At 73.3% G+C, this 14370-nt stretch carries 11 protein-coding genes, 2 tRNA genes and 1 other RNA gene; 7 read left to right on the top strand and 7 right to left on the bottom strand.

The genetic code is table 11. From position 1 onward, the window contains the following. Nucleotides 1-221 precede the first annotated feature (221 nt). The gene (locus KF840_16530) at nt 222-1958 is read left to right on the top strand and encodes a sulfatase (protein MBX3026516.1); all 1737 of its coding nucleotides are present in this window, start codon (nt 222-224) and stop codon (nt 1956-1958) included. A 48-nt stretch (nt 1959-2006) separates the two neighbouring features. Here the strand turns inward: KF840_16530 and rnpB are convergent. The 7 genes from rnpB to KF840_16565 all read right to left on the bottom strand — a co-directional run bounded on the left by rnpB (nt 2007) and on the right by KF840_16565 (nt 8145). Next, nucleotides 2007-2351, bottom strand: an RNA gene (gene rnpB / locus KF840_16535) — RNase P RNA component class A. Between the two features lie 56 nt (nt 2352-2407). After that, entirely contained in the window at nt 2408-3142 is a 735-nt protein-coding gene (locus tag KF840_16540) for a hypothetical protein (protein ID MBX3026517.1), read from the bottom strand. A gap of 26 nt (nt 3143-3168) precedes the next feature. Next, nucleotides 3169-3243, bottom strand: a tRNA-Ile gene (locus KF840_16545). Further along, nucleotides 3234-4949 (bottom strand): RNA polymerase sigma factor RpoD, encoded by a 1716-nt coding sequence (gene rpoD, locus KF840_16550; protein ID MBX3026518.1) that lies wholly within the window; start codon nt 4947-4949, stop codon nt 3234-3236. The genes KF840_16545 and rpoD overlap by 10 nt, the downstream gene beginning before the upstream one ends. 1568 nt (nt 4950-6517) lie before the next feature. After that, entirely contained in the window at nt 6518-7033 is a 516-nt protein-coding gene (locus KF840_16555) for a CvpA family protein (GenBank protein MBX3026519.1), read from the bottom strand. Nucleotides 7034-7075: 42 nt separating this feature from the next. Next, a complete protein-coding gene (gene rpsU, locus KF840_16560) occupies nt 7076-7273 on the bottom strand; it encodes a 30S ribosomal protein S21 (protein MBX3026520.1) in 198 nt (65 codons plus the stop codon). A 155-nt stretch (nt 7274-7428) separates the two neighbouring features. Beyond that, on the bottom strand, nt 7429-8145 hold the full coding sequence (locus KF840_16565; GenBank protein MBX3026521.1) for a glycerophosphodiester phosphodiesterase: 717 nt from the start codon (nt 8143-8145) through the stop codon (nt 7429-7431). A 217-nt stretch (nt 8146-8362) separates the two neighbouring features. Between KF840_16565 and KF840_16570 the strand changes: the two genes are divergently transcribed. The 6 genes from KF840_16570 to KF840_16595 all read left to right on the top strand — a co-directional run bounded on the left by KF840_16570 (nt 8363) and on the right by KF840_16595 (nt 14276). Next, the gene (locus KF840_16570) at nt 8363-9220 is read left to right on the top strand and encodes a 50S ribosomal protein L11 methyltransferase (GenBank protein MBX3026522.1); all 858 of its coding nucleotides are present in this window, start codon (nt 8363-8365) and stop codon (nt 9218-9220) included. Next, nucleotides 9217-9933: a 16S rRNA (uracil(1498)-N(3))-methyltransferase gene (locus KF840_16575; GenBank protein ID MBX3026523.1), complete on the top strand. Its 717-nt coding sequence runs from the start codon at nt 9217-9219 to the stop codon at nt 9931-9933. Before KF840_16570 ends, KF840_16575 begins: the two co-directional genes overlap by 4 nt. 44 nt (nt 9934-9977) lie before the next feature. Further along, complete coding sequence (gene gshB, locus KF840_16580) at nt 9978-10943, top strand: glutathione synthase (GenBank protein MBX3026524.1); 966 nt, start codon at nt 9978-9980, stop codon at nt 10941-10943. A gap of 289 nt (nt 10944-11232) precedes the next feature. Further along, a complete protein-coding gene (locus KF840_16585; protein ID MBX3026525.1) occupies nt 11233-11976 on the top strand; it encodes a glycosyltransferase in 744 nt (247 codons plus the stop codon). A gap of 15 nt (nt 11977-11991) precedes the next feature. Then, complete coding sequence (locus tag KF840_16590; protein MBX3026526.1) at nt 11992-14103, top strand: hypothetical protein; 2112 nt, start codon at nt 11992-11994, stop codon at nt 14101-14103. 100 nt (nt 14104-14203) lie between these two features. Beyond that, nucleotides 14204-14276: transfer RNA gene (locus tag KF840_16595), tRNA-Phe, on the top strand. Nucleotides 14277-14370: the final 94 nt, after the last annotated feature.

A 14370-nucleotide genomic window follows, 5' to 3' on the forward strand; every position in this document is an offset into this window, starting at 1 on the left:
CCGTCCGCGGTCGCCTTCGCGGGTCGCGCGCCGGATGACCGCTGGCGGTTGCCGGGTGCCCGCGCGCCAGCCGCGGCCTCTCCTTCCCTCATTCAGTCCGCGACCGCCCGTGTCGGCGGTCGCCGTCGCCGCGCGGGCGACGGAGTCCCGGCGCCGGGGCCCGAGCGCGCGCAGACGAGTTGACTTGGCGGCGCAATCCATCGCAGGTGAAGAGTGTTCTCATGCGAGCCATCCACTGCGTCTGGGCGGGGGCGGCCGCCCTGCTGGTGGCTGCGGCGCTGCTCGTCGGCCGCAACACGCCCCCCGCCGAGCGGCCGGTCTTTCTCGTCGATCAGGGAAAGCCGTTCAACGGCGGCGTGCGCGTGATCGACGGCGAGTCGAAGCGCGTCATGCCACCGTGGCGGCCCCGCATCGCCGTTCCGCTCGAGACCGTGCCGGCGAAGCCCCTGCTGCGTTTTTCCATCGGGCTGCTGCCGACCGACGAGCCGACGCGGATACGGTTCACCATTTCCCTGCGCCGCGGCGAGGAGTCGGGGCGGGTCGTGTACGCGCGCGAGCTCTCCAGCGCCGGCTGGGTCAACGGCGACGTCGACCTCGCCGACCTCGATCTCGGCGGCGCCTCGCTGCTCTTCGAAAAGGAAGTGGTCACCGGGCGGCCGGAGCAGCTCGCGAACGCGGCGTGGGGGAATCCGACCCTGCTGCCGCGGCCGCCGCGTCGGGCGATGTCGGTGCTGCTGATCTCGATCGACACGCTGCGCGCCGACCACCTCGGCGTCTACGGCTATGCGGCGGCGCGCACCCCGACGCTCGACGCGCTGGCGCGCGACAATGTCTGGTATGCGCGGTCGTACAGCGCCTCGCTCTGGACCTATCCCTCGCACGCCTCGCTGCTCTACGGCCTCTACCCCGCGTCGCTCCCCTCCCCTGCGGTCGCCGCCGGCTACGAGGCCGATCCCTCCCGCCCGCGCCCCAAGCCGCTCCCGGAGCTCTTCCGCGACGCGGGATACGTCACCGCCGCCTTCACCGGGGGCGGTTTCCTCTCCGACAAATGGGCCTTCCCGGTCGGCTTCAACACCTACTTCATGTTCCAGCAGCCGGCCGCCTCCACCCAGGGCTGCGACCCGAAGCGTTTCGACGGCTCGCTGACCTTCGGCAAGGCGCGCGAGTGGTTGCGCCGGCAGGGGAACAACCCGTTCTTCCTCTTCGTTCACACCTACGACGCCCACGACCGCTGTCCGGTGTGGCCCAAGGACCTCCCCTGGTACGAGCCGTTTCCCGATCCCGGTCCCGCCGGTCGGGGTCGCGTCATCGCGCACTACGACCGTCTGATCGCGAAGGTCGACGGGCTGGTCAACGGCCTGCTCGAGGAGCTCGCGACCCTGGGTCTGGCCGATGACACCATCGTCGTCGTCACCGCCGATCACGGCGAGGCGCTGTGGGGACACGGCGCGTTCGGACACGGGTGCGCGCTCACCCCGTACGACGGCGTGAGCCGCGTGCCGCTCATCGTGCGCGCCCCGGGAGTCGCGCAGAAGGGCCGGGTCGACCAGGTGGTCTCGGCCGTCGATGTCGCGCCCACCCTGCTGGCGCTCGCCGGGCTGCACCGCCCGGCGGACATGGAGGGCGACCTGCTGCCCGGGCTGGGGCTCGAGAGCCGCCGGGGGTCGCGTCCGGTGTACGTGCAATGCGGCGACAAGCTCGCCGTCCGCTTCGGCGACCACAAGTTGATCACCGACCGGCAATCACCGGCCTCCGCGGTGCTCTACAATCTCGAACGCGACGCCGCGGAAGCCACCGATGTCCTGGCCGAGGAGTCGGGCGCCGGGGCGGTGCTGCAGCAGTACGCCGTCGAATACTGGCGGCGCGGGGCGAGCGAGAACAGCGCCCAGGGCGCCGACACCGCGGACCTGAGCGACGCGACCCGGGAACGCCTGCGCGCGCTCGGCTATGTGGAGTAGTCCGCTGCGGACGGCGCCCACCGGCGCCTCCCGACAGCGTGGCGAAGGGGCTGGAGAGGATCTGTAAGCCGGATTCTGTTCCCCGTCGCCGGGGCGGCAGTCATTCCTCTGGGCCGGCGGTTGCCCGCCGGCTCTAGCGACGCACCTGAGGTCGAGCGCGGGCCACGCAACCTCTCGTTGGTCTTGCTCCGGGTGGGGTTTGCCGCGCGACGCCGTCACCGACGTCGCGGATCGTCGCCGATCGTTTCACCGACTCCCCGCGGACGGGGCCGTCTCCTCTCTGTGGCACTTTCCCCTGATCGCTCAGGGCCGCCGTTAGCGGCCACCCTGCCCTACGGAGTCCGGACTTTCCTCCCGCCCCGATCCGGGACGAGCGACTGCCCGATCCTCTCCAGCCGCGATGGAGACTAGAAAGCCACGGGGGCGCTGACAAGCCCCGCCGGCGCGCGCTACGCCTCCTCGGCCGGCGCGCGCCAGAACAGGATGCGGTGACAGTTCGGGCACTGACGGATGTCGCGGAACTTCAGCAGCTCGTTGTAGAACTGCGGCGGCACGCGCATCCGGCAGCCGGTGCAGATGCCGTCCACCGCCGCCACCACGGCGTTGCCGCCGCGGCGGTCGAAGATCTGCTCGTACTTGCTGCGGAGCTGCGGATCCATGCCGCTGGCGAGCACGTCGCGGGCGCCGATCTCCGCTTCCACTTCCTGACGCAGCGCGTCGGCCTCGGCGCGCCGCTCGGCGACCGCGTCGGCGGCCTGCGCCTCGATCGCCTGCAGCGCCTCCTGCGCCGCCGCGAGCTGCGCGGCGAGGCTCTCGAGCGTCTCCATCACGCGCAGCAGCTCGTCCTCGGTCTGCGCGTTCGCCTCCTTGCTGAGGTCGATCTCGCGCTGCAGCGCCAGCAGCTCGGTGGAATTGCGGATGCGGTTCATGCGCATGCGGTTGTCGCGGATCTTGGCGCCGCTCAGCTCGAGCTGGCGGTCCATCTCGGCGCGCCGCTGTTCGAGGCTGTCGCGTTCGGCGGTCAGCGTCGCCACGGCCTGGCGCTTGCGCTGCAGCTCGAGCTCGAAGCCGTCGGCCTCGCCGGCGAGCATCGTCATGCGGTCGCGGCGCTCCTTGAGCTTGCGGTCGAGATCCTGCAACTGCGCCAGGCGGTCGATGTCGGATACCTGTGTCGAGTCGTTCACGTTGCCATCATCTCCTTGCATTGAAGTGGGCCCACCAGGATTCGAACCTGGGACCTACCGGTTATGAGCCGGCGGCTCTGACCAGACTGAGCTATGGGCCCGCGGGTTCCTCGGGTTGCGCCGGCCGTCGCAGGCCCGCCAACGGCCGTGTCGGGCGCCGCAACTTGCGCAGCGCCTTGGCTTCGATCTGCCGGATGCGCTCGCGCGTCACCTCGAAGCGCTGTCCGACCTCCTCCAGCGTGTAATCGGTCTTCTCGCCCAGGCCGAAGCGCAGGCGCAGCACCTGCTCCTCGCGCGGCGTCAGCGCCGCCAGCGCCTGCCGCGTCTGCTCGCGCAGGCGGATCCCCATCACGGCGTCGACCGGCCGCACTGCCTGCGTGTCCTCGATGAAATCGCCGAGCGTCGAGTCCTCCTCCTCCCCCACCGGCGTCTCCAGCGACACCGGCTGCCGCACCACCTTGAGCACGCTGCGCACCTTGTCGGGCGCCATCTCGAGGTGCGTCGCCAGCTCCTCGGTGGTCGGCTCGCGCCCGAGCTCCTGCACCAGCAGGCGCGAGGTGCGCAGCAGTTTGTTGATGGTCTCGATCATGTGCACCGGGATGCGAATGGTGCGCGACTGGTCGGCGATGGCGCGCGCCATCGCCTGGCGGATCCACCACGTCGCGTAGGTCGAGAACTTGTAGCCGCGCTGGTACTCGAACTTGTCGACGGCGCGCATCAGGCCGATGTTGCCCTCCTGGACGAGGTCGAGCAGCGGCAGGCCGCGATTGGTGTACTTCTTGGCGATGCTGACGACGAGGCGGAGGTTGGCCTCGATCAGCTCCTTCTTGCCGGCGCGCACGACGCGCTCGGCGGCGACGACGCGCTCGACCGCGGCGCGCAGCGCCGCCGCGTCGACCGCCGGCGCGTCGCCGGACGCCGCGCGCGGCAGCCGCGCCAGGCGCGGCGCCCGCCGGCCGCCGTCGCCGTCCACCTCGACGAGCGCGCGCTTCATCTCGCCGATCGCCTTGTCGATCTGCCGGTCGTGCAGGGACAGCCGCTCGACGGCGGCGCGCAGGTGCTCGAGCTTCGCGACCCGCGCCTTCTCGCTGCCGCCGCGCTCGGCGCGCTCGTACTCGCGCACCAGCTTGCGCACGACCGCGAAGTGCGCCAGCGCCTCGGCGCGCAGCCGCTCCTCGTCCTGCTCGACGGTGTCGCTCTCCTCGTCGATGTCGCGCAGGACGTCGCGCAGCCGGATCTCCTCGCTCTCCAGCCGGTCGCCCAGTCCGACGAGATAGCCGCGGGCGATCGGATCGCGCAGCACCTCGGCGAGCAGCGCGCGCTGCGCCTCCTCGATGCGCCGGGCGATGTCCACCTCGCCCTCGCGCGTCAGCAGCGCCACCTTGCCCATCTCGCGCAGGTAGAGCCGCACCGGATCGGCGCTCGGCTCGACCTCCGCGATCTTGACCGCCGCCGGCCCGTGCCACAGCGAGCGGCCGAAGATCTCCGCCACGTCCTCCGTGGTGGTGCCCGGCGTCAGATCGACGGCCGGCGGCCGATCGTCCAGCGGCGGCGCCGGCGCGGCCCCCGCCCCCCGATCGCGACCCCCCACATCGCGCGTCGCCCGTTTGCTCACCCCGCTCCTCCTTCCCGCCGCCGCACGACGCTGTTCAGGTCGGCCAGCGCGCTGCGCCACGTCTCGTCGCCGCGCGACTCGGCCGAACGCAGCGCCGACGCCAGCGCCTGGCGCTCGGCGCGCGCCGCGCGCTCCTCGATGCGCCGCGCGCAATCCTCGGCGGCGCGCAGGCGCTCCGCCGCGTCCCCCAATCGTCCCTGCTCCAGGGCCACCGCCGCCAATTGCTGGGCCAGCGCCGGCGGCAGATCCTCGATCACTTCGCCCAGGCGGCGGCCACGGGCCCACGCCTGCACCAGCAGGTCGCCCGCCGCCGCCAGCTCCGGCGTGCGGACGTGCGCCAACGTGCCGCGGTCCGCCACCAGCTCGGCGGCGACCCGATCGGTCGCCATCAGCTCGATCAGCAACCGCTCCTCGGCCGGCCAGCGCGGCGGCGATGCGGGCGGCGCGGCCGCGGCGGTCGACGCCGCCGCGGCCGCGCGGCGAGCGCCACGGAACACGTCCTCGCTCAGTCCGAGCCGCGCCGCCGCCTGGCGCGCCAGCACCGCGAGCTGCACGTCGTCGGTCACCCGCGCCAGGATGCCCTGCACCGCGTCGGCCACCTTGCTGCGTTGCGGCAGCGTGGCGCCCGGCGGCAGCAGCGTATCGAAGTAGAAGTCGACCAGCGACGGCGCCTGGTCGAGCAGCGCCAGCGTCGCCTCGAGGCCATGCTGGCGGATGTAGCTGTCGGGATCGAAGCCCTCGGGAAGGAACGCGGCGCGTCCCCAGACGCCGGCCTCGGCGCAGATGGCGAAGGCGCGCACCGCCGCCTGCCGTCCGGCGCGATCGCCGTCGAAGAAGAAGAACACCGCCATCTCCTCGCCACCGAGCGGCCGCAGCATCGTGAGCTGCTTGGCGGTCAGCGCCGTGCCGAGGGTGGCGACCGCGTACGGCACGCCCTCCTGCGCCAGCAGCAGCGCGTCCATGTAGCCCTCGACGACCACGGCGCGCGCCTGGCCGCGGATCGCGTCGCGCGCCTCGGCAATGCCGTAGAGCCCCTCGCCCTTGTGGAAGAGCGGCGTCTCCGGGGAGTTGAGGTACTTCGGTTGCTCGTCACCGAGGGCGCGGCCGCCGAAGGCGATGGTGCGGCCGCGGCGGTCGCGGATCGGGAACATCACCCGGCCGCGGAAGCGATCGTAGAAGCGGCCGTCGTCGCTGCGCCCGAGCAGGCCCGCCTCCAGGCCGTGCGCGCGCGACACGCCGCGGCGCTCGAGATAGCCGAGCAGGGCGCTGCTCGTCGCCGGCGCGAAGCCGATGCCGTAGCGCTCGATGATCGCCGCCTGCAGCCCGCGCTGCGCCAGGTAGCGGCGCGCGCCGGCGCCGGCGCCGGCCGCCAGCGCCTCGCGGAAGAACCGCTCGGCGTGCGCATTGGCGGCGTAGAGCGCCTCGCGCCGGCGCGCCGCCGGATCGTCGGCGTCGGCCGCCGGCAGCGTCACGCCGGCGCGCGCCGCGAGTTGCGTCACCGCGTCGAGGAACTCGAGGCGCTCCATCTTCATGACGAAGGTGAAGACGGTGCCGCTCTCGCCGCAGCCGAAGCAGTGGTAGAGGCCGCGCTCGTCGCTGACCGTGAACGACGGCGTCTTCTCGCCGTGGAACGGGCACAACCCGATGTGGTTGCGCCCCTGCCGCTTCAGATTGACGTAGGCGGAGATGACCTCGACGATGCTGATCCCGTCCCGGATGGCCTGGAGTGTCTCGTCAGGGATCCGGCGCGCCATCGTCGCTCAGGCCGGGCGGTCCGCCCCGGGGGCGGCTCCGCCGTGCCACTCCGAACGGAGCGCCTTCTCCGCCGCCGAGACCAGCGGCCGCGCCAGGCGGGAATCGAGGATCAGGCGATCGAGCCCCTTCACGACCGGGAAGAGCTGCAGGAACAGCAGCCCGCAGGCGATGACCGCCGCGCCCTTGGCGGCGGCGAAGAGCGCGCCCACGATCCGGCTCGGAATGCGCAGCGCGCCGCGCCCGAGCACCTGGTCGGTGGCGACGCCGACGAGGTTGATGATCGTGCTGGCGACCAGGAACACGCCGACGAACGCGGCGCCCAGCACCGCGGTCGGGTTCACGTCGGCCACCGGCGCCACGGTGCCCAGCCAGGCGGCGGCCGGCTCGGCGCAGCGCAGCGCGGCCAGCAGACCACCGATCAGCGCCGCGAAGCCGAAGCTCTCGCGGAAGAGCCCGCGCCAGGAGCCGCGCAGCGCGCAGAGCAGGAGCACGACGACCAGTCCGATGTCGATGGCGTTCACGGCGACCGCCTCTCGGCTCCTGCTCGTCGCATCCCCGGGGCCTTAGCCTCCGGCCCGTGCCAGGCGGCGCAGGTAGCGCTTCTTCGCCGCCAGCATCTTCTTCTTCTTGCGCACGCTCGGTTTCTCGAAGTGCTCGCGCTTGCGCAGCTCGGAGAGAATGCCGGCCTTCTCGCACTGCTTCTTGAAGCGGCGGATCGCGACCTCGATGGGTTCGTTCTCTTTGACTCGGACGCCTGCCATGTAGTGAAGAGCTCCTCCTCGATTCGCGCTGCCGGGCCGCGCCGACGCGCCCTGCGCCGGAACGCAGCCTAACCCAGGTTACTTATTCGATGGGCGGATGGTGTCAAGCCGCCCCGGCCCATCGCGCCGCAGTGGAGCGGGAGCGCCGCAACGCGTCACCGGCGCGGCAGGCGCTCCGGGAAGTCGCTGATGATTCCCGACACCCCGATCCGGATCAGCTCCGCCATGGCGTCCGGATCGTTGACGGTCCAGACCATGACCTGGCGGTTCTGGCGTCGCGCCTCGGCGATCAGCGCCTCGTCGACCAGGCTCCACAGCGGGTGCACCGCGATCGCTTCCAGCGACTGCGCCTCGATCCACATGGGGTCGAAGTCCGTCGTCTGCCACAGCACGCCGATGCGGGCGGCGCGCGAGCGCGCCCGCACCTCCGCCAGGGCGCCCATCTGGAAGGAGGAGATGATCGTGCGCTCGAGGCGGCCGGCGGCGCTGAGCAGGACGAGCAGCGCCTCGGCGGTCGCCGTCCAATCGGCGGGCGGGCTCTTGATCTCGACGTTGAGCTCGGCGCGCCCGGCGGTCCACGCGAGCACCTCGTCGAGCGACGGCACGCTCGCCCCCGCCCAGCGGGCATCGAACCACGACCCGGCATCCAGCGCCTGCAGCTCGGCGAGCGTGCGCTCGCGCACCGGCCCCTCGCCCGCCAGCGTGCGCCCGAGCTGGCGGTCGTGCAACACCACCAACCGCCCGTCCCGGGTGAGCTGGACGTCGAGCTCGATCATGTCGACGCCGATCTCCAGCGCCCGCTCGAACGCCGGCCGGGTCAGCTCCGGCCGCGTCCCGGCGGCGCCGCGGTGGGCGATGCGCAGGTAGGACACGCCCGCCCTGATAACACAGATGACCACGGATCCCCGCCACCCCGCCCGCCGATGAACACAGACGCGCAGCGCCGCTTCTCCGGATCCCGATGGCGATCCCGGTCCAGATCGGCCTGCAAGGCGAGCGGGGCGGAGGTTCCCTGGGGGGCGGCGGGATCCGTGTCCGTCGGCGGGCGGGGTGGCGGGGATCCGCGGTCATCTGTGTTACCAAGCGTCCATGTCCGGCACCTGGACCGCGATCACGGTCACCGCCGCCCGGCCGTTCGCCGACGCCATCGAGAGCGTGCTCCTCGACCTCGGTGCGCCGGGGTTGGAGACCGAGGAGCGCGGAGAGGCGACGCGCATCACCGCGCACTTCGCCGATGCGCCGCCGCTGGCGGAGCTCGACCGCTTTCTCGACGGGCTCGTCGAGAGCGAGCCGGCGCTGCCGCGGCCGCGGGTCGAGACCGCCACGGTCACCGACTGCGGCTGGGCGGAGAACTGGAAGGGCCACTTCCCGCCGTTGGCGATCGGCGAGCGGCTGTTCGTGCATCCGCCGTGGATCGACCAGGTGCCGGCGGGACGCGTTCCGATCGTGCTCGACCCCGGCATGGCCTTCGGCACCGGCCAGCACGCCAGCACCCGCGGCTGCCTGGTGCTGCTGGAGCCGGCGCTGCGCGACCGCCCGGCGGCGCGCGTGCTCGATCTCGGCACCGGTTCCGGCATCCTCGCCATCGCGGCGCGCAAGCTCGGCGCCGGCCCGATCTGGGCGATCGACACCGACCCCGACGCCTGCGCGATCGCCGCCGAGAACGCGGCGGTGAACGGCGTCCACGACCTGCGCCTCGGCGGCGCGCTCGCGGCCGCGCCCGGCCCCTTCGACGTCGTCCTCGCCAATCTCCTCGCCGGCCTGCTGGTGGAGCTGGCGCCGGCCATCGCCGGCCGGCTGGCGCCCGGCGGCGTCGCCATCGGCGCCGGCATCCTCGCGGCGGAGGCCGGGGCGGTGCGCGACGCCTGGGGCGCCGCCGGGCTGGTCGCCGACGGCGAGTGGAGCGACGAGGGCTGGGTGGCGCTCGCCTACCGGAAGCCGGCGTGACCGCGCACCTGCCGCGCTTCGCCATCGCCGCGCCGGCCGCGGTCGGCGACGTCGTCACCCTGGCCGGCGACGAGGCTCGCCATGCCCGCGTCCGCCGCCTGGCCGTGGGCGAGGCGGTGGCGCTCTCCGACGAACGCGGCCACAGTTGCATCGGCGAGGTGCAGGCCGTCCGGCGCGACCAGGTCGCGGTGCGCGTCACCGCCGTGAACCCGCTCGACGACGGCGAGTCGGCGCTCGACCTCACCCTGGCGATCGGCCTGCTCAAGGCCGACAAGCTCGACTGGGTGATCGAGAAGGCGACCGAGCTCGGGGTCACCCGGATCCAGCCCTTCGCCAGCACCCACACCCTGGCGCAGCCCTCCGCGGCGCGGCGGACGCGCTGGCAGCAGGTGGCGCGCAGCGCCGCCAAGCAGTGCGGCCGCTCGCGCGTGCCGGCGGTGGCCGCGCCGTGTCCGCTCGCGACCGTGCTGACAGGCGACGCGACGCGCCTCCTGCTCGCCGAACACGGCGCCACCGTCGCGCTCGCCGCCGTCGAGGCCGCGCCACCGATCACGCTCATCGTCGGCGCCGAGGGCGGCTTCTCCGAGCCGGAGCTGGCGACGGCGCGCGCGTCCGGAGCCCTCCTGATCGGCCTCGGCCGGCGCATTCTGCGCGCCGAAACCGCCGCCATCGCCGCCGTCGCCCTCTGCCAGGCGCGGTGGGGCGACCTGTGACCGCCGCGGTGCGCCGCCGCGCGCCACTGTGGTAGGACTCGCCCATGCCGTTGCGCTTCGCCTTCGTCATGGATCCGATCGAGCGGATCCTGCCCGACAAGGACACCACGTTCATGTTCATGCTCGAGTCCGGTCGGCGCGGACACGAGGTCTGGTACCTGCAGCTCGACGACCTCTTCATCGAGCGCACCGTGCCGCACGCGCGCGCGCGCCGCCTCGAGGTGCGGCGGCCGACCGTCGACGACCCGGCGCACCACCATCTGTACGAAGAGCGGGTGCAGCGGTTGGACGCCTTCGACGCCGTGTTCATGCGCAAGGATCCGCCGTTCGACCTCGCCTTCTTCTTCGCCACCCACGCGCTGTCGCTGGTCGACCCGCGCCGGACGCTGGTGATCAACGCGCCGCGCGGCCTGCGCGACGCCAACGAGAAGCTCTACGCCCTGCACTTCCCCGACGTCATCCCCGACAGCCTGGTCAGCAGCGACCACCAGCGCCTGAAGGCGTTCATGGCCGAGCTCGGCGGCGAGATGATCGTCAAGCCGCTCGACGGCGCCGGCGGCGCCGGCGTCTTCCACCTGCGCGCCGGCGATCGCAACCTCAATGCCATCCTCGAGGCGGCGACGCTCGACGGCCGGCGGCAGATCATGGCCCAGCGCTACCTGCCGGAGATCCGCCAGGGCGACAAACGCATCATCGTGCTCGACGGCGAGCCGCTCGGCGCCGTGCTGCGGGTGCCGCGCGAAGACGAGACGCGCGGCAACATCCACGTCGGCGGCGCCACCGTGCGGGCGCCGCTCAGCGCGCGCGATCGCGCCATCTGCGCCCGCCTGGCGCCGCGCCTGCGCGAGGACGGCCTGTGGTTCGTCGGCCTCGACGTCATCGGCGACTGGCTCACCGAGGTGAACGTCACCAGCCCGACCGGCATCCAGGAGATCAACGCCCTCGACGGCGTCGCCCTGGAACGGCCGGTCATCGACTTCGTCGAGCAGCGCGTCGCCGCGCTGCGCTGAGGCGCCGGTAGTGTGCTGATCTGAGCCCACGTGACGAAAACATTTCACCACGGAGGCACGGAGACACGGAGTCACCTGGACAAGAGGGGGTTCGGTCGAGATCCGCAACGCCATCAGCAATGGCCATAAGGATCGCACCCACCCGCCATTCCGACGCTGCACCCTCCGTGTCTCCGTGCCTCCGTGGTGAAGGTCTTTTGTCGTATCGAGGTTAGGACAGTACCGAGCCGCCGCATCGGCGCCCCGCATCGGCTTGCCCTACGCATCGCGCCTGGGATAGCGGGCGGCGGTGACTGCTTCGGGGTCTCTGCACGTCCTCCTGCCGGCGTTCAACGAGGCGGAGAGCCTGCCGGCGCTGCTGCCGGAGCTGGCGCGCGTGCTGGCGGCGCTGCCGCGCCGCGCGCGCGTCGTCGTGGTCGACGACGGCAGCAGCGACGGCACCGCCGAGGTGGCGCGGCGCCACGGCACGGGCCTGGACCTGCAGCTCGTGCGCCACCCGCAGAACCAGGGGCTCGGCAGCGCGCTGCGCGACGGCCTGCGCTACGTGCTCGCGGACGCGCCCGATGACGCGGTGGTGGTGGTGATGGACGCCGACGACAGCCACCCGCCGGCGCTCATCCCGCGCCTGCTGGACGGCATCGACGCCGGCGCCGACGTGGTCATCGCCTCGCGCTTCCGGCGCGGCGCCCGCCTGGTCGGCATTCCCTGGCGCCGCCGCATCCTGTCGCGCGGCGCCTCGCTGTTGCTGGCGCTCCTGGCGCCGGTGCGTGGCGTGCGCGACGCGACCGGCGGCTTCCGCGCCTACCGGGCGTCGGCCCTGCGCCGGGCGGCGGCGGCGCGCGGCGGCACGCTGGTCGCGGTCGACGGCTTCGGCTGCATGGTCGACGTGCTGCTCGCCCTCGACGCGGTCGGCGCGCGCGTCAGCGAGGTCCCGATCGAGCTGCGCTACGATCGCAAGCGGAGCACCAGCAAGATGCCGATCTGGGCGACCGTCCGCGAGACGATCCGGCTCGCCCGGGGGCGGCGGCGGTGACGCGCGCCTGAATCGATGCGGGACCGGGAATCGCACCGGACGCGGCGTCGGCATCGCCTCATCGACGCCCCACGCGCCGAGCGCATCGCTGATGCGCCCCTGGCGCCGTTGCGGCGCGCGCTCCTCTCCCTCCTGTTCGCCGCCGGAGTCCTCTCCACCCCCGTGCCGGCGGCCGCCGCGACGCCGTGCGACGTCGACGCCGTGCGCGCCGCCGCGGTCGCCGCGTTCCCGACCTTCACCGTCGCCGACGTGCGAGCGCAGGGCGGCGTCGTCACCCTGCTGCTCACCAGCCGAGCCGAGATCGGCACCTTCGCCCTGGCGCTGCACGCGACCGGCGGCCAGCTCTACACGTCGCAGATGGCCGTGCGCCTGAGCGACGCCGACCGCGGCCTCGCCAACGCCCAGGTCGGCGCGCTCTTCGACGACACCGCGCTGCGCGGCCTGCTCCTCGCCTGCGGCGCGGAGGCGGCCTTCGCGCGCCCGGAGGACCGCGACCGCGCGATGCGGGCGGCGATCGAGGCGGCGTTGGCGATGCAGGATCGCGGCGCCGATCGGACGCCGCGGGCGTCAGCCGCCGAGGCGGCCGTCGTCGTCGGCGCCCTGCTGTGCGGCATCGTCATCGCCGCCTGGCCGTGGCGCGCCGGCGGCGCGGACCTGCGAGCGCTGGTACCGCCGGCGCTCGATGCCGCGCTGCTGGTCGCGATCGCCGCCGCCGGGGTCGCCGTCGCGCTGCGCATCGCGAGCCAGATGGCCGCCGAGATCGACGAGGTCGTCACCCTCGCCGCCCGCGGCGAGGATTTCAGCTTCCTGGTCTCGTGGGCGCCGGGCGGCGAGCCCTTCAATCCACCGGGCGCGGCGACGCTCTTCGCCGCCTGGCTGCGGCTCTTCGACGGCTTCCTGGCGGCGCGGCTGCTGTCCATCGCCCTCATCCCGCTGACCGCCGTCGCCGCCTACCGGGCGGGCGTCGGCCTCGCCGGCCGGGTGGCCGGTCTGTGCTTCGCCGCCCTGGTGGTGAGCGCCCCGGCGTATCTGCGCCTGGCGGCGATCGCGCGCGCCTATGCCCTGATCGCCCTCGTGCTGTGTCTGCTGCTGGCGGCGGTGCGCGGGCCGCGGACGCGTCCGTCGCGCGGCGTCGCCGTGGCGCTCGCCGCCATCGCCGCGCTGTGGACCAGCTACCTCCTGTGGCCGCTCGCCGCGGCCGCGCCCTGGCTCGCCGGACTGGCGCGCCGCGATCGCCTCCGCGTCGGCGGCGCCCTCGCCGTCGTCGCCGCCGCCCTGGTGCCGCGCATCCTCGCCGGCGTCGGCGAAGCGCGCGCCAAGAGCGGCACGTTCGAGCTCGCCGGCGCGCTCGACACGCTGGCGCACGCTCTGGCCAGCGCCGCCCAGGCGACGCCGCTGGTGATGGCAACGCCTCCGGCGGGGCAGTGGTGGAGCGCCCTCTGCGTCGGGCTGGCGCTGTTGGGGATGGGCGGCTGGCTCTGGTGGCAGCGCCGACCGCGCGCCCTGCTCCAGCAGGCGATCGTCGTCGGCCTGGCGTTCCTGCCGCTGGCGGCGCTGCTGAGCGGCGGGCACGGCATTCGCGACCGCCACGCCCTGGGGCTGCAGATCGTCTTGGCCTGGGTCCTGGCCGGCGCGCTGGCGCTGATGCTCACCGCCGCCGCGCGCTCGCTGCGCGCCTGGGGCGCGACGGCGCTGGCCGCGTTGGCTGCCCTCAGTTGGTCCGGCACCACGACCGTCCTCCAGCTCACCGCCGATTGGCCGCCGGAGCTGGCGCGGCACGCCCGCGACGCGGACGTGGTCGTCATCGTCCCCACCTGGGCTGAGGGCACCGTCCACGCCATGCTGACCGGCCGCGCCGCCGAGGGCAGCGACACCTTCCGCATGCCCCCGATCTGCCCGCTCGGCACCGAGAAATACTGCCGCCACGCCGCCAACCTGCGCAGCGTCGCGGTGGATCAGCCGAGCGCCGAGCTGGTGGACGCGGTGGCCGGGTATCCGCGCAGCCTCTGGTTGTTCGACACCGCGCACCTGGCGATGACGGAGGCGCTACAGGGCTGCGACCGCTTCATCGCGACGCCCAACTGGACCGCCTTCGACTGCCGCGGCGCGGCGCTGCGCCGCGAGTGATCGCCGCCGCCGCCAACCATTCGCCGGCGCCCAGCCCCCTGCACCGTGTCTTGACCGACCCGAGCCCCCCGGGTAACTACGCGGACTCACCCCGCCGCGCGGGCAGGTAGCTCAGTTGGTAGAGCAAGGGACTGAAAATCCCTGTGTCGGCAGTTCGATTCTGCCCCTGCCCACCTTCTTCTTCAGCAACTTGCGCTGCGCGGCGTCGGCCTCTACCACGGGGCTGGTGTAGTTCTGGTGTAATCGCGTCCTGACCGACAGCGTTGG

The sequence above is a fragment of the bacterium genome, assembly GCA_019637795.1.
Classification (GTDB): domain Bacteria; phylum Desulfobacterota; class Binatia; order HRBIN30; family CADEER01; genus JAHBUY01.